The following is a 26705-nucleotide window of genomic DNA, read 5'->3' on the forward strand; positions in this document are numbered from 1 at the left end:
ATATTTACTTTTGCTTTTGTTTTTTATATTCCTTAGTAAATAGGAATGGTAAATAAACTATACACATACAAATTAAGCTTCCTAATACTAATTGTATGCTAAGAACAATATCTGATCCAGTACTGCCATAAATTATAAAAGCAAGACTATTATTTAGGAAATGAATCATGGAAACTGTCCATACATTTTCTGTTTTCATATACACAAATCCAAAGAATATGGCATAGGCAGTACAAACAATTAATTGGTTTAGAATGGAATAAAAGGATGTTTTGGGACTATAAAAAAACATATTCAATGGTAAATGCCATATACCCCATATAAATCCTAAAAATATTACTCCACCTTTTTTACCTATACGCTCTTGAAGAGCTGTTTGGAGAAAATATCTCCATCCATATTCCTCTCCTAAAAATGCAAGGAAAGACAGTGGAAATAAAAGAGGTAGCCAGAATATATTAATTAATGTTTTTAAATTTTTAAACGGTGCTATACTTTCTTTAAAGCCACCAAAAATAAGTGATTCTAAAAGGATTGTACATATATACAGAATAAGAAATAAGAAAATATAAGCAATGGATTTCTTTACATTTTTTCCACCTCTTAATCCAAAGTTATCTATTCTCTCTTTCTTCTCTGTAAAATACATAAGAGCTACAATAATACTTCCAAACATGGTCCAGTATTGTATGCCCATATCTGCATCTTTGTGAAATACAAATATACTTACCAAAAGATATATAATTGAGGTTATAGTAAAAAACAAAAACGACACATAAAATTTTATTGGTAACTCCTTTCGCTTTTCACTGTTTAAAAGTAAGGCTATCATTACACCTATTGATGGATAATACATTTGTATCAAGGCAAAATTACCCATTGTATCAATACCAAATCCATAGGATGAAGCTATTGCCATGACAATTCCCATGGATATTGTAAGTCCAAAGGTTATTATAAAAAATAGAGTAAGATCTTTGCTTGAAATATTATATTTATTCATTTTTCCTCCCTCCCTACTTATAATAAGTGTATCATATTTTTATGGAAAGTTATGAACAGTAAATCACTTTATACTATCTTTCTAATATTATTAAACATATATTTATCTGAGTATTTGTTTTCTATCTCTACACATCCCATTGCTTCAAGTTCCTTAATTCTCCATACAATAAACCATTTAGATAAACATGGTTTATCCAGTCCAATAATTTCACCAACTACCCTCACTATTTTCACACTTTCTTTTGGAACTATTTTTAGAATTAAATCATCATAATAACTTTCATGAACCGTTTTAATTCCTTTAGATATTTTAGCACGTAATAGTCCATTTTCATAAACCAAATTATTCCAATGATAACTCAAATTTAAATACTATTACAGCACTTCCTGAAATTTTAACTTCTACAGGTTCATTATTTTCTATAATTACTTCAAGTTTCAATAATACCTGAACGTTTTATAGCTTCCCCTTGTTTAGCCTTAAATTTAAATAAAAAATTATTATGATTAATCAATTTATGATGAACCAAATATGCACCCAAAGGACCGTTTGCATTGCCAGTTACAGGATCTTCATTGATCCCTATTACAGGAGCAAACATTCTACCATTGAAGTGTTAAGTTTATTTTCAATAGTACAGGCATAGTGAGCAGCAATAGTAGCATGTCCACAAATTGGTACTTCATTTGTTGCCGTAAAGAACCTGATATGAACATCATACTCATTATTATTGGAAGAAAAGATAAACGCTATTTCAAAATTATTAAGTTCTCTGGCTATTTTCTGCATTTCATCTGGAGTTAATCCATCAGCATTTGTTACAATTCCAGCTGGATTTCCAAGAAATTCTTCCTTAGTAAATGAGTCTATTTGATATAAATTATATTTTCTTGCCATGCTTTTTTCCCTTAATCAATTATAAATTTGTAGATTGTAATCTATTCTTTTCATATATAATACCGCTTTTCTTTATTATTCACAATACGCTTTTAACGCCCTGTCAATAAAATTATATGCTCCTTTACCATATCTTTTATCGGTTGCTTCTATAACTACAAGTTTTGATTACATAATATTCTGATTAGTTTTTACATTATGATAATTAATGTTATAATAGAGTTGTGTTGGAAATAAATTGAAAGGGGGTTTTATCTGTGATAGTTTCTTTATATCTTCATAAATAGCTAGCTGTTTAAAGGAGGTCTATTTTATGAAAAAGACTAAAAGAAGAAACTACATTGTTAAAAATTGCAGAATAATAATAAAAAAATTTACAAATAATGTGACTAAATATATTGTTCCCACTATAAGTAGCTTGATAAGTAATATATTAACTGCTTTAATAACCAAAAGAGTATTTTCAAAAAATACTCTTTTTAAACCAATGGGAAGTAATATCAAAAAATCTACGGACATATATTTTTTGATTTTATCAGCAATGCTTCTTCTTACTTATTATTATTTGCATAAATGTTAAAATAATTAGAGTTTTTAATTCCAACACAAAATTCTAATTATATTACTTTCAAAATAAAAGCCTGATAATTCTTTTATCAGGCTTTTGCCATTTTCACCATATCACTATTTTATAATATTCTATTGCATTTTAGAACACCTAATAACTCACTTCCATTAAATTTACTAATAACCTTGCTATTATACTTATTTTTCCTCATCACGTTTAAATGAAATTTGTTCAAAAGAAACAGCAAATTCTATTAAATCCTTATTCTTATTTTGAAGTAGAACATGATATTCATATATTACCATGAATTAATTATAATGGGTAGTTTTATGAATTCAAATAAATATTTTTTTATGCTATTGACGAAATAGAATCTAAGTGATATATTTATCTCATGAAGAGATAAATATATCACTTAGAAAGGGGATTTATAATGATAAAAAAACAGTTTTATATGGGTTTTATAGGCTTCTTGGGGTTTATGAGCATTCGTTACTTTTATTCTGGTAATTTATTAGATTTATCGTATTTTGGATGGTTTGCCTTCTTTGCAAACTTTATTATTTCAAAAATTAGTGGAAGCAAGGAAGATGAACGATATATTGAAGATAAAAAAGCAGCATTAGCGTTTATTGGTCAATTTGCTATTATTGAACTGTTTATTATATGGTGTGCCACAATGATTATGAAAAATATTAACTTTATTTGCGTATTGCTCTCATTTGCATATGCAATTACGCTAAATGCATATGCTATAAAACTATATATATTAGAGGAAAAATAATATGGCTGAATTTATTTGTAATCTAAAAAAATATAGACAATTGAAAGAACTTACACAAGAACAGCTTGCAGAAATTGTTGGTGTACGAAGAGAAACAATAATGAGACTTGAAGCTGGAAAATATAACCCTTCATTAAAACTTGCTGTAGATATTTCGAGAGCGTTAAATACTCCTATTGAAGAAATATTTATATTTGATTAGATTAACTTTAGTGTAATAATACGGTGTTAACACTCTTGAAGATATGCTATGATTATTTCAGAAGTGTAACACCTTGTTGCTACTAATTTTTTGGTTTAATTATTATCCATATCACTTTTGGAGGTGCAACAAATGGACTTAACAAAATGTAACCAATATTTAAGATATATTGAATTATGCAGAGAAAAAATACAGTCATTTTCTCAATATCCATATTGCTTATCAGCAATAAAAAATTTATCTAAAATAGAGTTTCATCCTAAAGTAACATATATTGTAGGTGAAAATGGTACTGGCAAATCAACAATACTTGAAGCCATTGCAATAGCTTGTGGATTTAATCCAGAAGGTGGAACTAGAAATATTAACTTTTCAACAAATGATACCCATTCAGATTTACATAAAAATCTTAAATTGGTTAGAGGAGTTAAAAGACCATATGATGGATTTTTTCTAAGAGCAGAAAGCTTCTATAATGTAGCCACAAATATAGACGAAGTGGATGCTTTGGGCTCCTATGGAGGAGTATCACTACATTCACAGTCTCATGGAGAATCTTTTTTATCAGTTATTAGAAATAGATTTAACGGAAATGGTTTATATATTTTGGATGAGCCAGAAGCAGCATTATCGCCATCAAGGCAAATGTCTATGCTTGTTATAATGCATGAATTAATACAGAAAAATTGTCAATTTATAATAGCTACTCATTCTCCTATAATAATGTCTTATCCTAATTCAATCATTTATGAATTAGGCAATGGTATAAAAGAGGTTATGTACAAGGATACTGAACATTATACAATTACGAGAAATTTTCTTGATAAACTTGAAAAAATGCTAAAAATACTTTTATCTGAAGATTAAACAATATCACCAAAATTCATTAATATACATTTAAATAAGATGATGTATACAAATGTGAACTTTTAATATGATGATGACCTTGATGGCTTTCTTTATAAGGGATGAGTTCCCCGAAGTTGATATGGATAAGGTTATCAGAATGTGCATTATTCACGACTTGGGAGAATGTTTTATTGCAGATTATATTAATTATAACATGTTATTATATTACTAAATTACCATTAGTTGGGGTTAACATTACTCTTATTATTTTGCATAAAAAAGATAGCTCAAAGCCTAAGCTAAGAGCTATCTCTGGGGAATTTATTTAAAATATAATGAGATTACCATCTTTTATGACAACAACACTTTATATCTAAATAAACATTTTTAGCGAATATATTAACTTTACCACAGTTCTTACATTTATCGTGTTTGTCTTTTTTTCTTTCACCGTCTTCAATACACTCTTTCATTTTTATTAATTCTTCTATATTAATATTATCCATTTCCATTAATCATTCACCCCCCATCATGTGGAAGTAAAAATCTATACACAGCAATTTAAATGCGCATTTTGTAAATATTCTTTTATTGATGGTGTATACTTTTATAATATGCAGCTACTCCTTATTCCGTTCCCATTTTTATATAATTTTCTATGTTTTTCTACATATTATTACAGATTATCTGCAAGTATATCAATTTTAGATAATCCCTTTAATATAGCATTTATTTATAAAGAGTACGGTTAAGATTTTATTTTTATATGATTTAGTTAGTTATAAAGAAAGTCTTATAATAGGCTTGCTCTCTTTATATTTAACAATGTAAAGGAAGCTTGACAAAAAAGTTATCTCAAGTTATAATAAACGTAAAGTAAGCTTTACAAATAACTTTTGGAGGTGTTAAGCATTTGAAAAATAGAGTTGAAGAGTTGCGGAAAAAGCTGAATATAAATCAAGAGGAATTAGCAAAAACACTAAGAGTATCAAGGCAGACCATTAGTTCAATTGAAAATGGAAGATATAATCCTTCCCTAGAGTTAGCTTTTCAAATTGCCGAATTTTTCCAAAAGACCATTGAAGAAATATTTTTATATAAGGAGTGAAAAATATGAAAAATAAATTAAAAGGTTATGTATTATCTATTTGTGGGTTAATTTCCTTGGGAGCCTCTATTTTTTTAATTGGAGATAGTAATAAAGGAGCCTCTGGATTATTGCTAGGTTTGGGAGTGGTGTTGTTAATATTTGGCATTTATAGAATATTTGAGTCCCTTATATATACCAAGGAAGAAATTTTTCATCGAAAGGATCAGGCTTTCGTAGAAGAAAATGATGAAAGAAATCAAGCTATATTAAACCAGGCTTCTTTTATCACATCTAAGATTATCACAGGAATTGCAATTCTTTTGATTGTAATACTATCAGTATTAGGATATGACACTAGGTTTATTATGATACTTGCTGGAGTTATAATAATTAAAGTTCTTTTATTAATCTTTTTTGCAGACTATTACTCCAAAAGAATGTGAGGTGTATTTAAGTGATTAAAATATCAAATGTAGTTTTTTACTACATTTTCATATGATATAATAAACCTATAATGGATATTTTAACATTTTAAGGAGATGTTTTTAATGTTAATTGCTTGGATTGTAGTTGGAATATTCGCCATATTATCAATTACTTTACTTTTAGGAAAAGGAAGCTTTCTAATTGCTGGATACAATACTTCAAGCAAAGAAGAGAAAGAACAATATAATGAGAAAAAGCTATGTAGAGCTATGGGAGTTATGTTATTGTCCCTTACCATTGCAACTATTCTTCTAATTACGAATAAAATTATGTCTTCATACTATGGAATTTTTGTAGTAATATCCTCTATAGTTGTTACAATTTATATAAACACAAAATGTAAAAAATAAAAGATTTTCTGTAGCAAAGCGAGGGAAAACCTTCCTAAATTATTCATTGTTAGTTATTCACTAAATAAAGCCCTCACCCAAAAGTGAGAGCTTTATTTTTAAGCTTTATAAACTTCATTAACTTTTCTTTCTACTATTTGAGCAGAATCCTTTAAAACTAATGCATCCTCCAATTTAAAAGCAGTCTTTTTAGCTAATATAACATCCATAAGATCTTCTATTTCTTCAGAAGTTAAATCATCCTTTATTTCGCTTACAGACATGTTTACTTTTTTACCTTTTTCATCTATAAATTTCATAGTCAGTGTCTTTTCCATTTATATTCCTCCCCTTTTATCCTAATATTAAATTCTTATTTACCCTAGATATAGATATCATGGGATATTTTAAAACCTTTGATACAGCTTCCCCTATAGCATATAAATCCTCATTGCCTGCAAGTACATCAATTTTAAATACTGCCTTGTTTTTCCTCTTTTGCTTCCCTTTTTCGTCTACTCCTAAGTCCAGTTCTAAAACCAGATTGGTTGCGTAAGTATCTGTTGTTACAGCCATTTTTTATTACCCCCTTTTATTTGTTTTTCACTTATATATATGACATGCTAGTAAAATTTGTAGTAGAAATTGAAAAATAATTAATATTTAGCAAAACAGGCACAGTTTCGCCTCAAAGTTGTTGTTATAATAAAATTACCATACTAAGAAAAATCAGGTGGAGGTAAACATTGAATTATAGGAAAGATATTGAAAAGTGTATTAAATTCATTGAAGACCATATCAAAGAAAATATTACTATTAAAGAAATTGCTAATGAATCTGGGTACTCTCTTTATCATTTTTGTAGAGTTTTTAGTTTATGCAAGGGTATGTCCCTTATGGAATACATTAGAGATCGCAGATTGTCTTTAGCAGCTACAGAATTATTAAAAGGCAGAAAAGTTATTGATATTGCCTTAGACTATGGATTTGAAACACCCAGTGGCTTTACCAAGGCTTTTCGTAAAATTTTTGGTTATAGCCCCACACAGTATATGGCACGAATGGCTGGATATGCTGATACAAAAAAAGCATTTAAAATTGGAGGTTATATTATGAATCCTGTTATTATAAATAGACCTGCGTTTAAGGTTGCAGGTTATGGAATTAAAACCAATATTACTGATGGCACATATACAAAGGATATTGCGTCCTTCTGGAGCAATTATAATGGTGAAAATTTAGAAAGCAAAATGTACAAAATTTTAAATCCACCTAAGCATGGTGAAGTGGGATTGTGTGTTCCATTATCTGAAGATGGAAATGCAATATATCTTTTAGGTGTAATTGTTGACGACTTTTCAAAGGTAGAGGAAAATATGCTAACAGTAGAAGTTCCAGCAGCAGAGTACGCAGTTTTTACAACCACTCCTGTTGATACTACAAATGACAAAGAACAAAAGGAGTTTGCAAAGATTATTAAAGGTACATGGAAATATATTTTTGAAGATTGGTTTAAAGACAGTGGATATGTTTATGATGAAAATAAACTTGATTTTGAATTTTACGATGAACGCTGTCATTACAGACAAGACACTGTCATGGAGATTTATGTTCCTGTTAAAAAAGTAAAATGATGATATCTTATGAAATTGGGGAGGATCACTTTTTAAAGTTTTCCTCCCTTTCTTAATGTTCTAAGGCAGCTTCTACAACTCTTGTAAGTTCAATAAAGGCTTTGGTTAATTCCTCAAATTGCAATAAAAACTGTCATTCCTATCATAATATTATTTCCCGAAGAAGTATGGTTAGTTTTATTTTTTTTAGTGACATGTTATACTTAGTTTACAATGGTAAAATTTATAAAACTAATAAGTATTTGTAAAGGAGTTTTTAAATGATACTAAATAGAAACAAAAATAAGGATAAATCAAAACGCTTTAACCAGTTAATCTCTATGATATGGCCAGATGTCGTTAAATATATATTTTCTATTACCAGAAACGAAACATTAACAGAAGATGTCCTTCAAAATACTTTAATTATTGCTTACAAAAATTTTTCAAAATTAAAAGATATAGATAAGTTTAAATCATGGGTTTTTACCATAGCTAGAAGAGAATCTATTACTCTTATAAAAAAATACAAAAGAGAAGTAACCATAAAGAATAATATAATTCAGATTATGCCAGATGAAAATTTTTCACTGCCTGAACAGTGTATTTTAAAAGAAGAATTAATTAATTATGTTATAAAAGCTATTAATACATTAAGAAGTGAATATAGACAAGTTATAACATTGAGATATTATAATAATTTATCTTTTTATGAAATAGCAACTATATTAAATATTAAAGAAAGTACAGTGCGGGTGTGGCATATGAGAGCTAAAAAAGAAATTTATAATTGGATAAATTATAATTACTTTCAAATAAACACTAATAAAATGCACACTTAAAAGGTATAGTCTATAAAAAAGATACCATAAATAAATTATTTAAATGCATATTCTTCTTTTAGAGTTTTATAATATAAGGGTAAACTTTAGAAAAACATTTCAAAAAATATAAAAAATAATCATTTTTTTATACTTTTTGAAACATTTTCAATACCTGTCCCCTCTTATATAGTGTAAAGCATGTGATCACATGTTAAAATTAATAAACTATGAAGGGGGAATTATAAATGAATAAAAAATTAAAAATTATGTCAACAATATTATGTGGAGTTTTAATAAGCTCTGGTTTAGTGACAACAGGTGTTCATGCAAAAACTATAACAAATAATAATTCTAATCAAATTAGTGAAAGTGTCAAAAATCAAACTGAATTCCAAGCTAAAATTTATCAAGAAAAAGATGGAGAATTTATAGAGCTAACAGATGAAGATTTAGCAAAAATGAATTTAAAAATTGATAGAAAAACTCTTGAGGTTAGGAAAATAAGACAAAAAAGAGATATAGAACCAGGTTCTTATTTTGAAGATTGGAAGGAATTAAATCATAATCAAGTTAATGAATTAATTGATATATTAAATATATCCAATGTTCAATTATCACAAATACAAAGTTATTTGACTGCTTGCGGATTTGGTTCTACAAGACCAGTATTTATGGCAGCTAAAGTTATAATGTCCTTAGGCAAAACAGGATTAAGAACAGCAGATAAAGGTAATGGAGTAATCATTAGAAGGCTAAATACTAACTACCAGGTAATTACAATAGTTCCTAGATAATATAGTATTATTTAAAAGGATGGATAATAATGCTTTACAAATATATAAAAAAACATTTTAATATATTATTTTTTATAACTATAACTTTAATTAGTATGGCAATAAGTTTTAATTTCCATGATTTGCGAGCAGTTTTTATATCTTTAGAAATGATTTATTTAATAGTATATTTTGTGCTAGGACAACTAACTGAGAAAGTGCATATGAGCGAAATATTATGTGTCAACGGCATAACATTAGGTGTATTAATAGTTTACTTTTTAAGACTTATGAATTCACCTGATAGAGATTTAAAACTATTAAATAAATTAGATGCATTGAAGATAGCTTCCATTCCTTATATTATACTATTTATTATAATACTTTTCATAGTAAAGCCTCTGTATGCTAAAACTAAAAATAAAACTGTTTTCAAGATAACCTTTTCAATATTTTTAATGGTATTTCTTTTTTGTACTTTAAGATTCTATTTTTATATGATTTAGTTAGTTGTAAAGCAATTCTTATAATGGGATTGCTTTTTTTATATTTTATCATCATTGCTAACCTAATTCCTTTTTTATGTCCATAAAAAAATAAGATAAAATCTTAATGATAGGATTTTTAATAATTATATTTTCTTAGAATATCTACATTGTAACATTAAATTCCATAGAATGTGTATAATCATATAAGTATCTGTTCTCTAAACTCTTGAAAGTTATTTCATTATCATTTAAACTTAAACTATATACAACAGATTTAAGGTGGAGTGCTATGAATATTGAAAAGCTTATTGAGGAACTTGGAAAGTCAATTGGAAAAACTATTTTAAACAAAAAAGAGGAAAGTAGTAAAAAGATTAATATTGACCAAATGGATTCAACAGATATATTCAAAATAATTTTTAATAAATTATTTCGTGAAGGTAATTATAATAAAGCAGAAGATTTGCTCTTTGATGAATTAGAAAAGAATAATTCATCTGAAGTTTATGAAATTGCAATTGAGTTTTATAATTCATTACTGAAAAAAACTGATGAAGAATTGAATAAAAGAAATTTCTCAAGGGAAGAAATTTATAAAGGATTAGAAGATATACAAAAGTTTAAAGTTAATTAAACCCTGGATTAATCCAGGGTTTTGTTTTAAGGGTTACATATTCCACATGATCCATAACCTCTATTTATTGCATCATTTTTATTTATAGGTGCTTTATTTTTTTCTTAAACTTCTACATCCATTCCTATGATATTTCTTTCCAGTATTCGTTATATGTATAGTTTTAGAATTTGGTTGAGATTTAACAACTGGTGGTGGTGTTGGTTGCGGTTTTGGCTGTGGCTGTGGTTTTGATATCGGCTTTGGAATTGCTTTAGGAGCAAGTTTTGGCCGTACCTTCGGAGTTGGTTTTGTTGTTGATTTTGTGTTATCCCTATTTATTTCATCATTTTTATTTATAGGTGCTTTACTTTTTCTTAAACTTCTACATCCATTCCTATGATATTTCTTTCCAGTATTCGTTTTATATACAGTTTTAGAATTTGGTTGAGATTTAACAACTGGTGGTGTTGGTTGCGGTTTTGGCTGCGGTTTTGCTATCGGCTTTGGAGTTGCTTTAGGAACAGGTTTTGGCTGTACCTTCGAAGTTGGTTTTCTTGTTGATTTTGTGTTATCAACTCCTTTATAACTGCCGGATTTAGTATTAAAAGTTATATTATTTCCATCAGATGTGGCTATTACGTTACTGCACTCATCTGTTCTATATACTTTTATACCTTTGTTCTTTAATTTATTTAAAGTTTCTTGCGTAGGATGTCCATATTTATTTCCTTTTCCACAACTAATTACTGCATATTTAGGATTAATTTTATCTAAAAAGTTTTGCGTTGTTGAAGTTCTGCTTCCATGATGTCCAATATTTATTACATCTGAGGATATATCCAATTGTTTTTGGAGAATTTCTCCTTCACTTAAACTTTCAGCATCTCCCGTAAATGTAAAACTATTGTTTCCAAATTTTAATTTAGTTACAATAGAGTAATTATTTAAATTATCATAAGATGCACTTACTGGTGCTAGTATCTGCCATCTAGCATTACCTAAACCATAACTGTTTCCTACTTTAGGCGTACTTATTTTTAATCCCTTATTTTTTATTGAAGTCACAACATTTTTAAAGGTTTGTGTAGTATGGTTAATTTCAGGCATAAATACCTTATCTACTTGAAAAGTGTCGATTACTTTTTCTAATCCACCTATATAATCTTCGTGTGGGTGTGTTCCTATAACATAATCTAATTTTGTTACACCTTGATGTTTTAAATAACTCACTACTGCTGTTTCTGTTGCATTGGTTCCAGCATCTATAAGCATATTATGTCCATCTTGTTGTATTAAAATTGAATCCCCTTGGTTGACATCTATGTAGTGTACCTTTAAGTTACCAGCTACCTCATTATTCTTTATTTCCTTGGTTTCCTTATTATCTTTAACTTCTTTATTTATAGGTGTTGCACTATCTATATTTTCTTTAATATTATTTTTGTCTACGTTGTCAGTTTTTACAGTAGCTACTTGTTTCCACTTATTATCTTCTTCTCCAAATTCAGAAAAAACTCCTCCAATTCCTGTGGTTGAAACTAATATTAAAAAGAAACTAATTAACCCCTTTAGTAAAAAATTATAATTCTTAAACTTAGGTCCTTTCTTGAATAGATAGATTAAATATATTATTGGAACTATTGTAAATACTATAGACCCAAGCTTTGGTGATATAGCAATTATGACGGATAAAATTATTAATATTACAAGTATTTTACCTATCTTAGTCAAAGCTTTCATTTAAATCCCCCCATACTTAATAATATTATTTACATTATAGTACAATATAGGACTAAATGTAAATATTTATTATATTATTATACATTTTACAACAATAAAAAAGAGGTAGCTCCTAGCAGCCTAAGCTAAAAACTACCTCTAACATTACTCTGCTATAAATCCATCATATCCTTTTACTGTTATACTGAACTGCCCGGTGATAAGACGCTGATAGAATAAGATATTTGGAAAGAATTGGGGTATACATCCTATGTTAAGGTTCAACTACTGTAAAATCAAGGTTTCTTAAAATTAAGAATACCACAAACCCATTGATATTTCAAGGTTTCATTAAAAATTTACCAGGCGATTTGACTTTTGGAAAATCACATTAAAAAACAGGGTATAAACCCTTTTAAATCAATACCTTAGGCTACATTCTTATTTAAAATTACCTGGGAAAACTTTTGTCTATATTTTATCACATAACATTATAAATATATGATTATTTTTATAAATAGAGTTTTAAGCTTTAGAGAAAGTTTTTACTCCATCTAAAGCTTAGAAATCGTTATCCGGAGACGTAAATGCTCTTTACTCCAACTTTAAAGATAGAGCAGGTAGTCATCGAAGAAACTATTGTAAAATTCCCTTCAAGCATTAAAACTAAATTGTCCTCTGCATCTAAAATATTATATTTGTAGTAAATGCCTGAAAACTTCCGTTGTTTATCTCGAAGGTTTTCGGGCATTAATTTAAGGTGGTTCGATATTAAATTAAAATTACACTAACTTCTGATTTGAAATATACTTTTTAATTGTTTCAGCACTTACAGTTCCAGATCTACTGATATAATATCCTCTACTCTATTACACAGATTCTGATATCATTTTTTTGAATCAGATTTCCCGCATTTCTCAATGATTATTCAGGTATATGTACTAATTATTGTAAACTTCCATTTCATCATTAATATATGCTTCGCAAGAACGCATAGCTAAAATTGTTTCTTCAAATAATTTATTTAACTCCCATCCAAGCATTTCTGCACCTTTTTTAATTACATCTCGTGAGCATCCCGCTGCAAATTTCTTATCCTTGAACTTTTTCTTAAGGCTTGAAATTTCCATATCCATAACGCTCTTAGATGGGCGCATTCTTGCCGCTGCACCAATAAGACCTGTAAGTTCATCTACTGCAAATAATACTTTTTCCATCTGATGCTCCGGTTTAGGAAGTTCTCCTTGGCAAAGTCCATAGCCATGACTAGCTGCTGCCCTTATTAATTTTTCATCAAGCCCTCGCTGTCTCATAATTTCTTGAGTCTTGATGCAATGCTCTTCTGGATAGATTTCAAAATCTAAATCATGAAGTAACCCAACCATAGACCAAAATTCTACTTCATCTTCATATCCCAATTTCTCTGCAAAATATTTCATAGTTCCTTCAACTGTTAAAGCATGTTGAATATGAAATGCCTCTTTATTGTATTCATTAAGTAAATCCCACGCTTCTTTCCTTGTTATCATAATAATATCCTCCTTTAAAAATCACAAAATATGAATAAAAATGAATCTTTACTAAAATACTTAAGTTCACTATACTTAGATGCAAAACAAAATTTTTCTATTTATTCTCGTTTTTCTTGTTTCATTTAAGCAATTACTATATAATAGTTTACGAACGTTAAATATATTTAATGTTAACTTTATTTTACTTTCGTTAGTTATAATTGTCAATACCATTATAGGAGGTTATACCATAATGAATATAAATTCTATTATTGCAGAAAATCTTAAAACACTTCGTACTGAAAGAAATTTAAGTTTAGGTCAACTTGCTGAATTATCTGGTATCAGTAAAGTCATGCTATCTCAAATTGAAAAAGGTGACACTAATCCTACTATAAATACTTTATGGAAAATAGCTAAAGGATTGAAAGTGCCTTATACATCATTACTTGAGCAAAAAAAACATGATACATATGTTATAAAGAAAAGAAATATTGAAGCTCAATTTACTGAAGAAGGTCATTATCGAGTATATTGCTACTATACTAGTACACCTTATCGTAATTTTGAACTTTTTCAAATTGAAATTGATGAGGGTTGTTCATATAAGTCTATAGGTCATTCTAAAAAATGCCAAGAATATATTATGGTTTTAGAAGGTGAATTAACATTAGAAATAAACAATAAAATTTATAAACTAACTTCTGATGATTCAATAAGCTTTTCTGCCTCTAGTCAGCATATATATATTAATAGTGGAAATGGGACTTTAAAAGCTACAATAACAAATTTTTATCCTGCCTAATAATTAGGCAGGATATTTTAATGATATCTTAATGGGAGCTAGTAAAGCTTAAAGTATAATCTCTTCCTTCATTTCTTAATAAATATTTACTTCTTAACATCCCTAAAAAATCTAAAAAAAGTTGATTATTACTACTTTTATCAACTTCATCTATTATTAAAACTACTTTTTTTCTGAAAACTCAACTAAATATGATTTAGTCTTTTCTCTAACAAATATAAAGTAGTGGTTTTCCCATACTGTCTTGGTCTATTTATAATAAAATATTCTTCATTATTTACCAATTTTAATATACTATCTAGTTTATTAGATATATCTACCATATAGTGTCTTTCTGGTATACAGGTTTCAGTTACATTAAATCTCTTTTTCATATAACTTTCACTCTCCTTACCCTATTATATTACCATAGAATAAGATGTTTAAACAGAATAATTATGGGTTTAAAAGACATGTCTATGGTTTTCTTAATGTAGATTTAAATACATCCTATGTTAAGGTTCAACTTTCGACAAATTGTGACAATTATAGTATTATTTCTAATTTAAATACATCCTATGTTAAGGTTCAACCACTGTAAAATCAAGGTTTCTTAAAATTAAGAATACCATAAACATATTGATATTTCAAGGTTTCATTGAAAATTTACCAGGTGATTTTAAAATTTTATAAATCATATAAAAACCTACCTTAAACTCTTATATATCAACGATTAAGCTAGATTCTAAAATTCTTTTCGGCTGGTAAAATTCATATGTTAATTATATCAATAATTCTATATAATTTAAAAGGCTCTGCATATTTAAATACTTATTTCATTAACCATTATATTTTCAAAAATAAAAACGTCACTAAAAAATTTTAGCGACGTTTTTTACTTTACACTATAATTAAAATATTATTTTGCAGTTTCTTTAGCTGATGGAAGAATTACTTCAACTTCAGAATGTGGACGTGGTATAACGTGAACTGACACTAATTCTCCAACACGTTGTGCAGCAGCAGCTCCAGCATCTGTAGCAGCCTTAACAGCTCCAACATCTCCTCTAACCATAACAGTTACAAGTCCGCCTCCTACATATTCTTTACCTATTAAATATACGTTTGCTGCCTTAACCATAGCATCTGCTGCCTCTATTGATCCTACCAATCCTTTTGTTTCTATCATTCCTAATGCATCATATTTCATTTTAAAATCCTCCTATTATCTTTTTTATTTATTTAAATTTTTATTTATAAACACTATTTTTTATTTCTTATTTTACAATTGTTACCTTTGATTTTGATGTAATACCCATTGCGTTAGCTTCTTCAATATCAATATGACATTCAAGTTTTGAGGTATTATTAGCTCTAATAGCTACATTATTATATATTCCACCTCTTAAATCCTCAAACTTTATTGATACTATTTCTCCATCATGTACTCCTAAATATTTAGCATCTTCAGGTGTCATGTGAATATGTCTTTGGGCAACTATTAGCCCTTCCTCAACTTGAATAGAACCCTTTGGTCCAACTATTGTAATTCTAGATGTATCTTTTAAATCTCCAGATAATCTTACATGTGGAACTACTCCAAGTTTAATACAATCTCCAGTTAATACTTCCACTTGAGTCTTACCTCTTACAGGTCCTAGTATTCTAACCTTTTCTATAGCACCTTTTGGACCACAAATTGTAACAGTTTCATTACAAGCATATTGTCCAGGTTGACTTAAATCTTTAATTTTTACAAGTTCATAACCATTACCAAATAAAATATCCAAATCTCTTTGAGAAAGATGTATGTGTCTATTGGAAATACCTACTGGAATTTCAGAAGAATTTTTATTAACCTCAGTATTTAATCCTTGTGATTTAACAGCTTCTAGTAAAAGTTTTAATAATTCTTCGCAATTGTCCATTAGTTTGCCCCTTTCATAGCAGCAACTATTTGATTAACCAAGCTTAAAAGCTCTTCATTATTAGCGTCTTTTTCCTTACTTTCATTACTGCAACCAGTATTTTTAGCATAATCATTACATTTATTTAAAACTTCTGCAGCAGCAGCAATTTGAGCAGGACTCATATTCATAAATTGATTCTTAACTCCACGACAATTTGAAGCAGTTTTTATGCAATTAAAAGTTGGGTCATTTTGTACTAAAGTTGCACAATCTTTTAATCCATAAGCAACTCTTTTTTTGTTTATAAGATGTTCTGGGGTAACATTTTCAGATACTGAACTTCCTCCCCATGTACCACATCCTAAAGTAAATGCAGGTTTAAGACCTGTGCTTGCACCTGTTCCACCTTGAGATCCTCCTGTATTAACAAGAATACGTGAAGCAGGTTTTTTTGCAAATTCCATAACAATATCGTCATTTTGAGTATGTATACTCATTGTATGTCCAATTCCATTTTGAAGTAATTCAATACTTAATTCACAAGCCTCATGCCAATCTTTTACTGTATAGAATGCAAGAACTGTTGTAAGTTTTTCAAAGGATAGTGGATTACCATTACCCACACCATTTTGCTTTCCTATAAGTACTTTAATATCTTCTGAAACTGTAAACCCTGCAGCATTTGCAATGACTTGTGGACTTCTTCCAACAAATTTAGCGTTCATAGTATGTCCATTTTTAAATAACAACTTACAAACTTTTTCAGTTTCTTCTGCTGTCATAAAATATCCACCTTGTTTTTTCAATTCTTCTACAACTGCATCGTGATTACATTCTTCACAAATTATTGATTGTTCTGAAGCACAAATTGTACCATAATCAAAACTCTTACTTGAGATAATATCTCTAATAGCTTTTTCTACATTAGCAGTTCTTTCAATGTATGCAGGAGAGTTTCCAGCACCTACACCAATAGCTGGTTTTCCTGAACTATAAGCTGCTTTAACCATTCCAGGTCCACCTGTAGCTATTATTAATGAAACATTTTCATTTTTCATTAATTCATTTGTAGCTTCCATTGTTAAATTAGTTAAAGAAGCTATAATATCTTCTGGAGCACCTGCTTCTATTGCTGCATCTCTCATTAATTCAACTGCCCTAATTGTACATTTCGCAGCAGCTGGATGTGGAGAAAACACAATAGCATTACGTGATTTAATTGCAATTATGGATTTAAAAATTGCAGTAGATGTTGGATTAGTTGAAGGCACTATACCCATAATTAAACCAACTGGTTCGGCAATTTCTATCATCTTATTTACCTTATCTTCACTAATTACACCTATAGTTTTCATATCTTTAATTGAATCATATAATATGGTAGCTGCTAAATGATTTTTGTAAGTTTTATCTTCTACTTTACCAAAGCCTGTTTCCTCAACTGCCATTTGTGCTAAAGATACAGCATTTTCTTCTGCAACTCTTACCATATTACGTAGAATTTTGTCAATTTGTTCTTCTGTATAGTTAGCAATTTTATTTGCCGCTACTTTTCCAAGTCTAGCAAGATTTCTTGCTTGTTGTATTGAATACAAATCCTTATCATATTTTTCCATTATATCTTACTTCCTTTCATGAACTTTAATCTAGCTAATTTTTCTCGTAATATAATTTGAACTTTTTAATTAGTAAATTTTTATCTGCCTTTGAAATTTCGCTAACCTTAATTCCAAAATCCTTATATTCTCCAGCTAAACTTCTAAGGCTTGCAACTTTTAGCTTATTTAATATTGAAATAGTTTTTTCCAAACCATTTTTACTTACTAAATTATCCACATTATTTTTATGTAGCTTTTCTAAATTTACTTTGTCTAAATCTTCATCTAATTTTTCTTGATTTTCTTTAATTTTATTTTCAGTATCTACATCCTTCAAATTCTTTGAATCATATATATCCTCTACAATTTGTTCTTCTTCTAGAGCCTCTGTAGTTTCTACAACTTCTGCCTTTTCTACATTCTCTACACTACTTGTATCTTCATTAGATGATGAATCTTCTTGTAGGTTATTAGATCCTATTATGCTTTCCAATTCCTCATGAGGTCGTGGAATTACATGTTCTGAAACTAAAAATTCTTCATTTAAGTTTTTAACAGCTGCAGCCCCTGCCTCTATAGATGCTTTTACTGCACCTACATCACCTGTAACTGAAATTGTAACAAGACCGCCACCTACATAAGTTTTTTCAATAATACTTACATCTGCTGATTTCACCATTACATCAGCTGCCTCAACAGCTGCAAGTAATCCCTTTGTTTCTATTAAACCAAGAGCTTGCATGGTTAATCCTCCTAATTTTTTATAAAAGTTCTATAGACTTTCTGGATATTTTACATAAAACACTTTAGTTTTTGCAAAAGATTTTAAAAGCACTGTAGAATCTTTTGGTAAAAACAATACATCTCCAGCATGGGCTGTATATGTTTTTCCATTGATTTCAACTGTTAAAGTTCCCTCAATAACATAATTCATTTCTTCACAATTTAGTTTCAAATGGAATTTTGAGTCTTCTATAGTTAGAAAACCAGCACCGATTTTTGACCCTTTTTTACTAAAAAGTTCTTGAAAATAAACCTTTGCATCTGGATTACCAGTGTCAAACACATCCATTTTTACTGTGTTTCCTCTAATAACTTTAAGCCCACTAGGGTCACACTCAGCTTCAAATGGGAGACTTTTTTGCTTTAAACATTTAAGAATTTCTTCTAATATACCTTTGTCCATCATTTTTTTAAAGAAATTAATCATCATTTCACTATCAAATTCATCCATATTTAAAGCTTTATTATTTTCTAAAGATTGTACTTTGATTTCACAAGGTTTTGTAGTAAATTCTATTCCATTATTTTTTACAAGATCTCTAGCTGATGGTGTAATTATTTCAGTGCCATCTATATAAAATATTTTTTCTCCCTTTGATATTAATTCTTCTACATCTTTGGCACAGATTAGTTTTTTCATGTTTTCACATCCTTTCAATTAAAAAGACTGTGTTTTAACTTAAATTGCAATCACTATCAATTATTCCAATAACAACTGCATCTATTGGAATATTATCATCACCAAGCATTCTGCGAGCTCCGGATCCGGTACTAACAATAACTCTATCACCAATACCAGCACCGATAGTATCAGCAACAATAAATCTGCGTCCTTTATATGTTCCACTAGCCTCTTCTGCTAGCATAAATTTAAGTCCACTAAGGGATTCTGCTTTTCTAGTTGCCCATACAGTATCTATAAGTTTTGCTAGTATCATATTGCCCCTACCTCTTTCATTTTTAGTTTGATCTCATTTAATGCGGCTTCAACTGATGATGTATCACCCAAAACACTTATTAAAACCATATGTTGAGGACAAGTTCCTCTAATATCTTCAACGGTAACCCCTACAGCTTTTTCTGCAATATCTGAAGCATAAATCATATCTATAAATTTACCTTGAACAAGTCCTATTGCATCAGCATTTTCCAAATCTGTTATAGAGTTTTTGCTCATTCGCTTTTTTAGAATATCTTTAGTGCTATTTGAAGGTGATTTTATAATTCTAAAATCCACTTTTAAACACTCCCCTTATTCCTCTATAATATCTTGCGTACAACTTAATGCTATTCCAAGTGGTGTAACGAACATAGGATTTTTAGGTTTGTGAGTATATATTTTTGTCTGTTTTTCAATAATTTCTTCAATTCCTGTTAAACAACAGGTACCACCTACTAAAGAAATTTCACAAACATCATGGTTCTTAATATAATTATTAATAATTGATGATACTTTTTCTATTACTGGCTTTAATATTGGTAAAATCTCCTTGTGGTTTTTACTATCTCTTTTAAATTTATCTGCTTCTTTAAAGGACATTCCATATGCACCTGAGATAACTAATGAAAAATGTGTACCACCTGTAGCCTCATCCACAACATAAACAACTTTTCCATCTTTTAAAATTGATATTCCAGTTGTTCCTCCACCAATATCTACAACTGCACCATTTTCAATTTTAAGTAGAGCATTTGCAGCAGTAGGTTCATCTAAAATACGTGTTAATTCAAATCCCGCTGCTTGAACTACGTTTTTAATTGCTCCAGAATCTAACTCATCTGTTCCAGGTGGAATTGCAGCAGCTGCATAAATAAGTTCTGTATTAAGTTTTTCTTCTATTTCCTCTTTAAGTTCTCTTACAATCTTTACTGCTCCAATATAGTCAACAATCATACCATCACGAACTACATCAGCATATCTAAATGCGCCTGCAACTGGTTCATAGTTTTCATCTAAAACAGCTAATACCACACAAGCAGTTCCTAAATCCACACCTGTATAGTAAACAGATGATTCATTAAGAATTGGTTTTTTTATAACTTCTTCAAACTTTTGAACCATGTTATCACAATATTCAAAAGTTAAATTTCCCTTTGACATTCCTTCCCTCCTACTGCTAAACAAATTAACTGAGATAATGAATTAATTATTAAATTAACATTATCTAGAATTCTATTTTTTAAACTGTCATCATCACTTTTATACATCTTGTTTATTTCAAACTGTAGTTCCCTCATAGCACAGCGAAGTGTATGGATTTTTAAAATTGAATTACTTTTTTTAAGTTGCATATGAAATTCTGTTATTTCAAAACAATCATCCAGCTCTGTTGTGAAATTTAATGAATTCATCTTGCAACATTCTTTTAAGTAAATTGGCTCAAGTATTGCTTTTTTATTTATAACATTTCTGATATTTGATATTTTCTTACCTAAATTTACAATATTTTGTGCTAAGATAATATCTTCTTTTAATATTTCACTACTAGTAACAAGAAATGCTGCCTCCATAGATTTTAACTTTAAACATACCATCTTATTTAAATTTATATTGCTATTTTCCGCTACTTTTTTCACTTCTTTTTCCACTTCTTTTGTTGTTTTTGATCCATCCTTTATTGTTATTCTCTTATCGGATAAATACTGAGCTGCCCCGGGGGTAAGACGCTGTCCTTGTTGTAACCTATAGGTATTAAAAGGTTCTTTTTTATATAAATCTCTCAAACACTCTTCAGTAATAAATTTCACCATTGCCCTTTACTCCTTACATTTTTTTAATAAATATTTTTTCAAGGCATCAATTCCTGTTTTAAGGCTAATATGAAAATATGGTTCCACCACACCTATATCTTTTAGTTGGCCTAAACATTTTTCCTTATTTTCAGGCATTAAGTCACATTTTGTTACAACTCCAATTACTGGGCACCTAAAGGATTTTGCAAATCCATGGGGGTATACTTCAGTACAATTAGATTGGTCAACTAATATAACTATACAGGAGGCACTATTTTGTGCTAATGCAATTATATGTTTATACATCCATGGATTTTCTATATAGGCACCTGGAACATCAATGGTGTTTTTACCATAAATCAAATCCGGTGTTCGCCTTAATGGGCCATTATAATCATTTAATGCATTTACTATTGTGGTTTTACCAGACCCTGATGAACCAATTACCATTATGCGTTTTTTTATCATGTTCTTGTAATTAAAGCTGGAGTAAATCCTAGCATATTCTTTAGTGTATTATTAACTGCATTAAGTGCTGTTTCAACACTTTGAACATCCCCACTTATTACAACAGAACCTGTAAAACGATCTAAAAATCCAATTTCAACATCAGAAGCTTTTGTAGCAATATCTGCGGCAATTATTGCAGTTTCAAAGGGTGAAAGAGTTAAAATACCTATGGCTCCACACTCATCAATTCCAAGACGTTCATATATATCAGCCATTGGTGATGCAATAACGTGAGCTATAGTAATTTGTTTTCCTGGCACCGATTCTTGTATAACACGTTGTATTTGTCTGTTTTCAAAATCCCCCATAAATCTAACCTTCCATCTTATTATCTATTTAAAAATTATTTAATGACGGATTACTTTTACATGTAAATCATATTTCTTAATCCATTCTTCTATTCTATCTAACTCTTCATCATTTAAGCTTGGGTCACCTTTTATAGGATATTCAATTCCCAATTGGTTATATTTATTTACCCCCATCTTATGATATGGAAGCAAATCAATTCCTTTAAAATTTTTATAATCTTTATATGGTGTTAAAAACTCCATAGTTGCCTCTATTTCCTCTTTTGAATTATTTATATCTTTAAGTAAAGGCATACGAATCTTCACATTATATTTTCTACGAAGCAATTCTTGAAGATTTTCTAAAATCTGTTCATTTCTTACTCCAGTTAATTCAAAGTGTCTATCGGGATTAATATGTTTAATATCAAATAAAAATAAGTCTACAGATTCCGCAACTTTAAGTATTGTTTCCAAATTTGTATATCCACAAGTTTCAATTGCAGTATTTATGCCCTCTTGCTTACATGCCATTAATAAACTAGAAGCTGCTTTTGGCTGCATTAAAACTTCTCCACCACCTAATGTAACTCCACCACCAGACATTTCATAAAAAACTCTATCTTCTTCTACAATTTTTAAAAGTTCAGAAATAGTTTTTTCTTCTCCAACTATTGATATGGCGGATTTGAGGCAAGCATCTTTACACTTGCCGCATCCAATACAATCAATGTTACGATTAATTTCATGCTTTAAAGTTTCATTAGAAAGTGTGTGTATGGAAACAGGACAAACAGAAACACAAGCCCCACAATTAACACATAAGTTACTTTTAAACATAACTCTATGTTTTTTAATTAACCCTTCAGGATTTGAACACCATTTACATCGAAGGGGACAACCTTGAAAAAATACTAAAGTTCTTATTCCATCTCCGTCATAAATACTATATTTTTGTATATTAAAAACTGTGGCTTTTTCTTTAATTACACCTAAATTTCCATTACTCATATTCTTCATTCTCCAGTTTCATTAAAAATGTGTTAGCATTGTTCTACTGATAATTTCATCTTGTACATCTTTACATAATTCAACAAAGAATGCACTATATCCAGCAACACGAACAATTAAATCACGATATTGTTCTGGGTGTTTTTGTGCTTCTATTAAAGTCTCATTATCTAAATAGTTAAATTGAATCTCTCCTAATTGAAGGGCACATGCACTACGTAATAATGCAATAATTCCTTGTTCACCCTCTGGTGTATCAAGAAGACCTGACATTAACTTAAAGTTATGAACCATACCTATATTCATGTCTTCACAAGATATTTTTGAAACAGATTTTATTATAGAAGTAGGACCTTTAAAGTCAGATCCTTGTGATGGACTTATACCATCAGATAAAGGCATCCATGCTCTACGTCCATTTGCTGTAGCTCCAGTCATTTGTCCAAATGGGGTATTATTTGATATTGATAAAGTACCATGACTAAGTACTGAATATAATGTTTTATATTTACGATGTTCTTGTTCTGTAAAATTAACTAAATCAGCAGCAATATAATCTGCATAATCATCATCATTACCATACTTAGGTGCTTCTAAGCAATCTTTTCTTAATCTTTCATATCCAACAAAGTCAGCTTTTAGTGCTTCACTTAATTCTTCTAATGTATATTTTTTCTCTTCAAATACTAGTTTCTTTATAGCTGCCATGGAATCTGTGTAAGTTGCAAGACCACTCCATACTACTCCAGGTCCAAAATTATACATAGCTCCTCCAGCTTCTACCCCTCTACCCTTTTCCATACAACCTTCATACATCATAGACATAAGTGGTTTTGGTGCAAGTTCTCTGTGAACACGTTGAGAAATTGTTGTAGCAACAGCTGTCCATTTGGTAATGTATTTAATTTGTTCCCTAACAGCTCCTTCAAATTGTTCATAAGTTTTAAACTGACTTAAATCCCCCATATCTGGGCATACTTGCTTACCATACCATAATGGTACTCCATGATTAAGAACAAGTTCTATACATATAGGCCATTGAGTGTATCCAGTAGAAGTCCATTGATATAATCTTCCTGATTTTTGTGGTTCAACACATCCCATTAAGCAGTAATCTCTTGCATCTTCTATAGAAACACCTTTAGCTAACATCATTTTTATATGAACATCATCAAAGTGACATGCTGGGAATCCCATACCTGCACGGATAACGTCAACTATCTTTTTAAGATATTTTTGAGGTGATCCTTTGTGTATACGACAAGCTAGAGATGGTTGATATATCTTAACATGACGAACTGCATCCATTAAAAGGTATGTTAATTCGTTTGTAGCATCTCGTCCCTCTCTTGTAACACCACCTACACACATATTTACAAATGGTTGATAACCTGCAAAGAATTTTGAACCGCCTTCACTTGTTATCCACATCATTTCAGACATTTTTATAAGCATACAACCAGCCAGTTCAAAGGCTTCGAAGTCAGTCATACGTCCTGATTCAATGTCGGATTTGTAGAATGGATACATGTATTGGTCAACACGTCCTATAGACATACCTGTTTGGTTCTCTTCAACTACAAGTAATGACTCTATAGTCCAAACTGCTTGTATAGCTTCCCAGAAGGTACTTGGTTTGTGAGCTGGAACTCTGGCATTTACCTTAGAAATTTTTTGAAGTTCTGCCTTACGTTTAGGATCAGTTTCCTTTGCCGCAAGCTCTGCTGCATAATCTGACATACGTTTAGCATATATCATAACCCCTTCAGCAGTATCAATTATTGATTTATAAAAATAAATTTTTTCTATATCTTCTGGTCTCTCATAGCTAAGACTTGCTAATTTTTCTTCTGCTTCTCTTTTTATGTCGAGCATACCTTTTTTCATTAGGATAACATCATATCCTGGGTTAGAGTCTCCTCCACCATTTACTGCGTGGTATGAACAATCAGAAACAAAGGATTCTCCTGAAAGTTCCCATACTCCTGCTTCACGATACTGGTCTTCACAGTATTCATCTACAGATTTTCCCTTCCAATATGGGAATAATTCCTCACGCATAATTTTTTTATCTTCTTCTGAGATGTAGAATGGATCTTGTGGACGATTTGCTATGGTATCAATTTCATCTTCCATCCATCTCCAAGCTATATCAGGAGAAAAAGCTCCTGCACGTGGTTTTCCATTTGGTGCTCCAACTATAAGTTCATTATCTTGAATTACAAGTGGTGCAGTTTCGCAACAATATTTAAAACATTTACCACGTAAAACTGATTTAGGCACACCAGGGTTTTCTTTAGCTATTTTAGTAATAGCCCTTGCCCTATGAGTTGTTATTGATGGAACTTGTTTCATATAGTTTTCCTTTAACTTAATTAGACGCTCTGTCATTCCATCTGGAATTTCACCATTATTATTAAATACAACATTTGATGTAACTTTTTCTTCCTTTTTTATTTCCTTGGAAATACTTTGAAACATATTCATTAAACCATTACGTTCTTCATCAGACATATTTTTAGTAGCTTCCATAAGCATATTTGAAAATTCACGAATATCCAATTTACTCCCTCACATTCTTTAGTGTATTTTATATATTAAATTAATATAATTTCTTATTTAAAGCCCTACAGGACTTTTTTGGAATACTCTCCAATAGTTTATATTTATCTATGCCATTCAAATTAAGTATTTATTTTATTATTCTGGTATAAGAGTTGTAATAGAATATCGTTTTATTATTTTTTCAAGTTCTTCATGTGGACTTGGGATAACAATTGAACTATAAAGGTTTCCACCTTCCATTCCATTAACTGCTGCAACACCTGCATCTACTGCTGACCTACAAGCACCAACATCTCCACTAACTAATACAGATATATAACCTGATGCCACATTTTCATATCCTATAAGTTCTACATTTGCCGCTTTGCACATAGCATCTGCTGCTTCTAGTGCAAAAACCAAACCAAAAGTTTCAATTAATCCTAAAGCTCTATATCTTGCCAATGTATTCTATCTCCCTTCTATTTATAAATCGATATCATGTACTGAAACAATATCTCCTACTTCTCTAATAGGACGTGGCATAACATTGTGTGCTGTTAATTTACCAATAGCAGCTGCGGCTTTAGCACCTGCTTCTACTGATGCTTTTACTGCTGCAACATCTCCTTTTACCATAATAGTTACAAGGGTTGAACCAATATTTTCATATGAAATTAATTCAACATTAGCTGCCTTAAGCATTTTATCAGCAGCCTCAAGTGCTGGAACTAATCCTATTGTTTCTACAAGACCTAAAGCCTCATCGCCATAGTATCTCATTTTT

General features: G+C 29.8%; 36 protein-coding genes and 2 pseudogenes. 14 read left to right on the forward strand and 24 right to left on the reverse strand.

Going from position 1 to position 26705, the window contains the following annotated elements; genetic code table 11:
- Positions 1-4 precede the first annotated feature (4 nt).
- The 3 genes and pseudogenes from B5D21_RS06530 to B5D21_RS06540 form a co-directional block, all read right to left on the reverse strand.
- Positions 5-1003 carry a CPBP family intramembrane glutamic endopeptidase gene (locus B5D21_RS06530; protein ID WP_011099646.1) on the reverse strand — a complete coding sequence of 333 codons (999 nt, stop codon included), beginning with the start codon at positions 1001-1003 and terminating at the stop codon, positions 5-7.
- 68 nt (positions 1004-1071) lie between these two features.
- The gene (locus B5D21_RS06535; protein ID WP_078688082.1) at positions 1072-1368 is read right to left on the reverse strand and encodes a DUF3658 domain-containing protein; all 297 of its coding nucleotides are present in this window, start codon (positions 1366-1368) and stop codon (positions 1072-1074) included.
- Positions 1349-1903, reverse strand: a pseudogene (locus B5D21_RS06540) (PhzF family phenazine biosynthesis isomerase). Before B5D21_RS06540 ends, B5D21_RS06535 begins: the two are co-directional and overlap by 20 nt.
- Positions 1904-2216: 313 nt before the next feature.
- Between B5D21_RS06540 and B5D21_RS06545 the strand changes: the two are divergent.
- From B5D21_RS06545 to B5D21_RS14250, 5 genes are all read left to right on the forward strand, one after another.
- Positions 2217-2483 carry a hypothetical protein gene (locus B5D21_RS06545; protein ID WP_023438351.1) on the forward strand — a complete coding sequence of 89 codons (267 nt, stop codon included), beginning with the start codon at positions 2217-2219 and terminating at the stop codon, positions 2481-2483.
- Positions 2484-2904: 421 nt separating this feature from the next.
- A complete protein-coding gene (locus B5D21_RS06550; protein ID WP_035109754.1) occupies positions 2905-3255 on the forward strand; it encodes a DUF3796 domain-containing protein in 351 nt (116 codons plus the stop codon).
- Between the two features lies 1 nt (position 3256).
- Positions 3257-3457, forward strand: a complete 201-nt coding sequence (locus B5D21_RS06555; protein ID WP_035109752.1) for a helix-turn-helix transcriptional regulator — start codon at positions 3257-3259, stop codon at positions 3455-3457.
- Between the two features lie 132 nt (positions 3458-3589).
- On the forward strand, positions 3590-4324 hold the full coding sequence (locus tag B5D21_RS06560) for an AAA family ATPase (protein ID WP_035125191.1): 735 nt from the start codon (positions 3590-3592) through the stop codon (positions 4322-4324).
- 82 nt (positions 4325-4406) lie between these two features.
- Entirely contained in the window at positions 4407-4538 is a 132-nt protein-coding gene (locus B5D21_RS14250; RefSeq protein ID WP_414647326.1) for an HD domain-containing protein, read from the forward strand.
- Between the two features lie 109 nt (positions 4539-4647).
- Here B5D21_RS14250 and B5D21_RS14145 read toward each other — a convergent pair whose 3' ends face one another.
- Complete coding sequence (locus B5D21_RS14145) at positions 4648-4818, reverse strand: hypothetical protein (RefSeq protein WP_162827857.1); 171 nt, start codon at positions 4816-4818, stop codon at positions 4648-4650.
- Between the two features lie 401 nt (positions 4819-5219).
- On the opposite strand from B5D21_RS14145, the gene B5D21_RS06570 reads away from it, so the two are divergent.
- The 3 genes from B5D21_RS06570 to B5D21_RS06580 all read left to right on the forward strand — a co-directional run bounded on the left by B5D21_RS06570 (position 5220) and on the right by B5D21_RS06580 (position 6232).
- Positions 5220-5414 (forward strand): helix-turn-helix transcriptional regulator, encoded by a 195-nt coding sequence (locus B5D21_RS06570; protein WP_035125189.1) that lies wholly within the window; start codon positions 5220-5222, stop codon positions 5412-5414.
- A gap of 5 nt (positions 5415-5419) precedes the next feature.
- Positions 5420-5839: a DUF2178 domain-containing protein gene (locus B5D21_RS06575; protein ID WP_023438356.1), complete on the forward strand. Its 420-nt coding sequence runs from the start codon at positions 5420-5422 to the stop codon at positions 5837-5839.
- 105 nt (positions 5840-5944) lie between these two features.
- Complete coding sequence (locus tag B5D21_RS06580) at positions 5945-6232, forward strand: DUF3784 domain-containing protein (protein WP_023438357.1); 288 nt, start codon at positions 5945-5947, stop codon at positions 6230-6232.
- Between the two features lie 98 nt (positions 6233-6330).
- Here the strand turns inward: B5D21_RS06580 and B5D21_RS06585 are convergent, their stop codons facing one another.
- Positions 6331-6549, reverse strand: coding sequence for a DUF2922 domain-containing protein (locus tag B5D21_RS06585; RefSeq protein ID WP_023438358.1), 219 nt, complete (start codon positions 6547-6549; stop codon positions 6331-6333).
- Positions 6550-6565: 16 nt separating this feature from the next.
- Positions 6566-6787, reverse strand: a complete 222-nt coding sequence (locus B5D21_RS06590) for a DUF1659 domain-containing protein (protein WP_023438360.1) — start codon at positions 6785-6787, stop codon at positions 6566-6568.
- A 170-nt stretch (positions 6788-6957) separates the two neighbouring features.
- Between B5D21_RS06590 and B5D21_RS06595 the strand changes: the two genes are divergently transcribed.
- The 5 genes from B5D21_RS06595 to B5D21_RS06615 all read left to right on the forward strand — a co-directional run bounded on the left by B5D21_RS06595 (position 6958) and on the right by B5D21_RS06615 (position 10543).
- Positions 6958-7845 (forward strand): AraC family transcriptional regulator, encoded by an 888-nt coding sequence (locus B5D21_RS06595; RefSeq protein ID WP_011099650.1) that lies wholly within the window; start codon positions 6958-6960, stop codon positions 7843-7845.
- A gap of 260 nt (positions 7846-8105) precedes the next feature.
- Positions 8106-8666, forward strand: coding sequence for an RNA polymerase sigma factor (locus B5D21_RS06600; protein WP_011099651.1), 561 nt, complete (start codon positions 8106-8108; stop codon positions 8664-8666).
- Between the two features lie 227 nt (positions 8667-8893).
- Positions 8894-9442 (forward strand): hypothetical protein, encoded by a 549-nt coding sequence (locus B5D21_RS06605; RefSeq protein ID WP_011099652.1) that lies wholly within the window; start codon positions 8894-8896, stop codon positions 9440-9442.
- A gap of 29 nt (positions 9443-9471) precedes the next feature.
- The gene (locus B5D21_RS06610; RefSeq protein WP_011099653.1) at positions 9472-9927 is read left to right on the forward strand and encodes a hypothetical protein; all 456 of its coding nucleotides are present in this window, start codon (positions 9472-9474) and stop codon (positions 9925-9927) included.
- A 271-nt stretch (positions 9928-10198) separates the two neighbouring features.
- The gene (locus B5D21_RS06615) at positions 10199-10543 is read left to right on the forward strand and encodes a DUF6483 family protein (RefSeq protein WP_035125186.1); all 345 of its coding nucleotides are present in this window, start codon (positions 10199-10201) and stop codon (positions 10541-10543) included.
- Positions 10544-10636: 93 nt separating this feature from the next.
- Here the strand turns inward: B5D21_RS06615 and B5D21_RS06620 are convergent, their stop codons facing one another.
- Together B5D21_RS06620 and B5D21_RS06625 are read right to left on the reverse strand one after the other, a co-directional pair.
- On the reverse strand, positions 10637-12265 hold the full coding sequence (locus B5D21_RS06620) for a ComEC/Rec2 family competence protein (RefSeq protein ID WP_052056113.1): 1629 nt from the start codon (positions 12263-12265) through the stop codon (positions 10637-10639).
- 920 nt (positions 12266-13185) lie between these two features.
- A complete protein-coding gene (locus B5D21_RS06625) occupies positions 13186-13773 on the reverse strand; it encodes an HDIG domain-containing metalloprotein (RefSeq protein WP_011099656.1) in 588 nt (195 codons plus the stop codon).
- 235 nt (positions 13774-14008) lie between these two features.
- Between B5D21_RS06625 and B5D21_RS06630 the strand changes: the two genes are divergently transcribed.
- Positions 14009-14560: a helix-turn-helix domain-containing protein gene (locus B5D21_RS06630; protein ID WP_023438376.1), complete on the forward strand. Its 552-nt coding sequence runs from the start codon at positions 14009-14011 to the stop codon at positions 14558-14560.
- 52 nt (positions 14561-14612) lie between these two features.
- Here B5D21_RS06630 and B5D21_RS06635 read toward each other — a convergent pair.
- The 16 genes and pseudogenes from B5D21_RS06635 to B5D21_RS06710 all read right to left on the reverse strand — a co-directional run.
- Positions 14613-14934, reverse strand: a pseudogene (locus B5D21_RS06635) (AAA family ATPase); the annotation flags it as partial.
- 524 nt (positions 14935-15458) lie between these two features.
- On the reverse strand, positions 15459-15749 hold the full coding sequence (gene eutM / locus B5D21_RS06640) for an ethanolamine utilization microcompartment protein EutM (RefSeq protein WP_023438379.1): 291 nt from the start codon (positions 15747-15749) through the stop codon (positions 15459-15461).
- Positions 15750-15816: 67 nt separating this feature from the next.
- Positions 15817-16467: a phosphate propanoyltransferase gene (locus B5D21_RS06645; RefSeq protein WP_011099658.1), complete on the reverse strand. Its 651-nt coding sequence runs from the start codon at positions 16465-16467 to the stop codon at positions 15817-15819.
- A complete protein-coding gene (locus B5D21_RS06650) occupies positions 16467-18065 on the reverse strand; it encodes an acetaldehyde dehydrogenase (acetylating) (RefSeq protein WP_011099659.1) in 1599 nt (532 codons plus the stop codon). The genes B5D21_RS06645 and B5D21_RS06650 overlap by 1 nt, the downstream gene beginning before the upstream one ends.
- Before the next feature lie 34 nt (positions 18066-18099).
- Complete coding sequence (locus B5D21_RS06655) at positions 18100-18789, reverse strand: BMC domain-containing protein (RefSeq protein ID WP_011099660.1); 690 nt, start codon at positions 18787-18789, stop codon at positions 18100-18102.
- 30 nt (positions 18790-18819) lie between these two features.
- Positions 18820-19470, reverse strand: a complete 651-nt coding sequence (locus B5D21_RS06660) for a cupin domain-containing protein (RefSeq protein ID WP_035125182.1) — start codon at positions 19468-19470, stop codon at positions 18820-18822.
- A gap of 34 nt (positions 19471-19504) precedes the next feature.
- Positions 19505-19768, reverse strand: a complete 264-nt coding sequence (locus tag B5D21_RS06665; protein ID WP_023438383.1) for a EutN/CcmL family microcompartment protein — start codon at positions 19766-19768, stop codon at positions 19505-19507.
- Positions 19765-20067 carry a BMC domain-containing protein gene (locus B5D21_RS06670; protein ID WP_023438384.1) on the reverse strand — a complete coding sequence of 101 codons (303 nt, stop codon included), beginning with the start codon at positions 20065-20067 and terminating at the stop codon, positions 19765-19767. Before B5D21_RS06670 ends, B5D21_RS06665 begins: the two co-directional genes overlap by 4 nt.
- Positions 20068-20082: 15 nt before the next feature.
- Positions 20083-20931, reverse strand: a complete 849-nt coding sequence (gene eutJ, locus B5D21_RS06675) for an ethanolamine utilization protein EutJ (protein WP_035125181.1) — start codon at positions 20929-20931, stop codon at positions 20083-20085.
- Entirely contained in the window at positions 20913-21581 is a 669-nt protein-coding gene (locus B5D21_RS06680) for a hypothetical protein (protein ID WP_011099663.1), read from the reverse strand. The genes eutJ and B5D21_RS06680 overlap by 19 nt, the downstream gene beginning before the upstream one ends.
- 6 nt (positions 21582-21587) lie before the next feature.
- Complete coding sequence (locus tag B5D21_RS06685) at positions 21588-22031, reverse strand: EutP/PduV family microcompartment system protein (protein ID WP_011099664.1); 444 nt, start codon at positions 22029-22031, stop codon at positions 21588-21590.
- Positions 22028-22381 (reverse strand): BMC domain-containing protein, encoded by a 354-nt coding sequence (locus B5D21_RS06690; protein ID WP_011099665.1) that lies wholly within the window; start codon positions 22379-22381, stop codon positions 22028-22030. The genes B5D21_RS06685 and B5D21_RS06690 overlap by 4 nt, the downstream gene beginning before the upstream one ends.
- Before the next feature lie 39 nt (positions 22382-22420).
- Entirely contained in the window at positions 22421-23374 is a 954-nt protein-coding gene (gene cutD / locus B5D21_RS06695) for a choline TMA-lyase-activating enzyme (protein ID WP_023438388.1), read from the reverse strand.
- Between the two features lie 21 nt (positions 23375-23395).
- Complete coding sequence (gene cutC, locus B5D21_RS06700) at positions 23396-25936, reverse strand: choline trimethylamine-lyase (RefSeq protein ID WP_011099667.1); 2541 nt, start codon at positions 25934-25936, stop codon at positions 23396-23398.
- 138 nt (positions 25937-26074) lie between these two features.
- On the reverse strand, positions 26075-26383 hold the full coding sequence (locus B5D21_RS06705; RefSeq protein WP_035125179.1) for a BMC domain-containing protein: 309 nt from the start codon (positions 26381-26383) through the stop codon (positions 26075-26077).
- Positions 26384-26404: 21 nt separating this feature from the next.
- Entirely contained in the window at positions 26405-26701 is a 297-nt protein-coding gene (locus tag B5D21_RS06710; protein ID WP_023438391.1) for a BMC domain-containing protein, read from the reverse strand.
- Between the last annotated feature and the right edge of the window lie 4 nt (positions 26702-26705).

Origin of the sequence: Clostridium tetani, from assembly GCF_900167265.1 — a bacterium.
Classification (GTDB): domain Bacteria; phylum Bacillota; class Clostridia; order Clostridiales; family Clostridiaceae; genus Clostridium_G; species Clostridium_G tetani.

Bases quoted from the DNA above. Each gene is read 5' to 3' on its own strand.
- B5D21_RS06530 (WP_011099646.1), bottom strand. From the start codon at position 1,003: ATGAATAAATATAATATTTCAAGCAAAGATCTTACTCTATTTTTTATA.
- B5D21_RS06545 (WP_023438351.1), top strand. From the start codon at position 2,217: ATGAAAAAGACTAAAAGAAGAAACTACATTGTTAAAAATTGCAGAATA.
- B5D21_RS06550 (WP_035109754.1), top strand. From the start codon at position 2,905: ATGATAAAAAAACAGTTTTATATGGGTTTTATAGGCTTCTTGGGGTTT.
- B5D21_RS06555 (WP_035109752.1), top strand. From the start codon at position 3,257: ATGGCTGAATTTATTTGTAATCTAAAAAAATATAGACAATTGAAAGAA.
- B5D21_RS06560 (WP_035125191.1), top strand. From the start codon at position 3,590: ATGGACTTAACAAAATGTAACCAATATTTAAGATATATTGAATTATGC.
- B5D21_RS14250 (WP_414647326.1), top strand. From the start codon at position 4,407: ATGGCTTTCTTTATAAGGGATGAGTTCCCCGAAGTTGATATGGATAAG.
- B5D21_RS14145 (WP_162827857.1), bottom strand. From the start codon at position 4,818: ATGGAAATGGATAATATTAATATAGAAGAATTAATAAAAATGAAAGAG.
- B5D21_RS06575 (WP_023438356.1), top strand. From the start codon at position 5,420: ATGAAAAATAAATTAAAAGGTTATGTATTATCTATTTGTGGGTTAATT.
- B5D21_RS06580 (WP_023438357.1), top strand. From the start codon at position 5,945: ATGTTAATTGCTTGGATTGTAGTTGGAATATTCGCCATATTATCAATT.
- B5D21_RS06585 (WP_023438358.1), bottom strand. From the start codon at position 6,549: ATGGAAAAGACACTGACTATGAAATTTATAGATGAAAAAGGTAAAAAA.
- B5D21_RS06590 (WP_023438360.1), bottom strand. From the start codon at position 6,787: ATGGCTGTAACAACAGATACTTACGCAACCAATCTGGTTTTAGAACTG.
- B5D21_RS06600 (WP_011099651.1), top strand. From the start codon at position 8,106: ATGATACTAAATAGAAACAAAAATAAGGATAAATCAAAACGCTTTAAC.
- B5D21_RS06605 (WP_011099652.1), top strand. From the start codon at position 8,894: ATGAATAAAAAATTAAAAATTATGTCAACAATATTATGTGGAGTTTTA.
- B5D21_RS06610 (WP_011099653.1), top strand. From the start codon at position 9,472: ATGCTTTACAAATATATAAAAAAACATTTTAATATATTATTTTTTATA.
- B5D21_RS06615 (WP_035125186.1), top strand. From the start codon at position 10,199: ATGAATATTGAAAAGCTTATTGAGGAACTTGGAAAGTCAATTGGAAAA.
- B5D21_RS06620 (WP_052056113.1), bottom strand. From the start codon at position 12,265: ATGAAAGCTTTGACTAAGATAGGTAAAATACTTGTAATATTAATAATT.
- B5D21_RS06625 (WP_011099656.1), bottom strand. From the start codon at position 13,773: ATGATAACAAGGAAAGAAGCGTGGGATTTACTTAATGAATACAATAAA.
- B5D21_RS06630 (WP_023438376.1), top strand. From the start codon at position 14,009: ATGAATATAAATTCTATTATTGCAGAAAATCTTAAAACACTTCGTACT.
- eutM (WP_023438379.1), bottom strand. From the start codon at position 15,749: ATGAAATATGATGCATTAGGAATGATAGAAACAAAAGGATTGGTAGGA.
- B5D21_RS06645 (WP_011099658.1), bottom strand. From the start codon at position 16,467: ATGGACAATTGCGAAGAATTATTAAAACTTTTACTAGAAGCTGTTAAA.
- B5D21_RS06650 (WP_011099659.1), bottom strand. From the start codon at position 18,065: ATGGAAAAATATGATAAGGATTTGTATTCAATACAACAAGCAAGAAAT.
- B5D21_RS06655 (WP_011099660.1), bottom strand. From the start codon at position 18,789: ATGCAAGCTCTTGGTTTAATAGAAACAAAGGGATTACTTGCAGCTGTT.
- B5D21_RS06660 (WP_035125182.1), bottom strand. From the start codon at position 19,470: ATGAAAAAACTAATCTGTGCCAAAGATGTAGAAGAATTAATATCAAAG.
- B5D21_RS06665 (WP_023438383.1), bottom strand. From the start codon at position 19,768: ATGATACTAGCAAAACTTATAGATACTGTATGGGCAACTAGAAAAGCA.
- eutJ (WP_035125181.1), bottom strand. From the start codon at position 20,931: ATGTCAAAGGGAAATTTAACTTTTGAATATTGTGATAACATGGTTCAA.
- B5D21_RS06680 (WP_011099663.1), bottom strand. From the start codon at position 21,581: ATGGTGAAATTTATTACTGAAGAGTGTTTGAGAGATTTATATAAAAAA.
- B5D21_RS06685 (WP_011099664.1), bottom strand. From the start codon at position 22,031: ATGATAAAAAAACGCATAATGGTAATTGGTTCATCAGGGTCTGGTAAA.
- B5D21_RS06690 (WP_011099665.1), bottom strand. From the start codon at position 22,381: ATGGGGGATTTTGAAAACAGACAAATACAACGTGTTATACAAGAATCG.
- cutD (WP_023438388.1), bottom strand. From the start codon at position 23,374: ATGAGTAATGGAAATTTAGGTGTAATTAAAGAAAAAGCCACAGTTTTT.
- B5D21_RS06710 (WP_023438391.1), bottom strand. From the start codon at position 26,701: ATGAGATACTATGGCGATGAGGCTTTAGGTCTTGTAGAAACAATAGGA.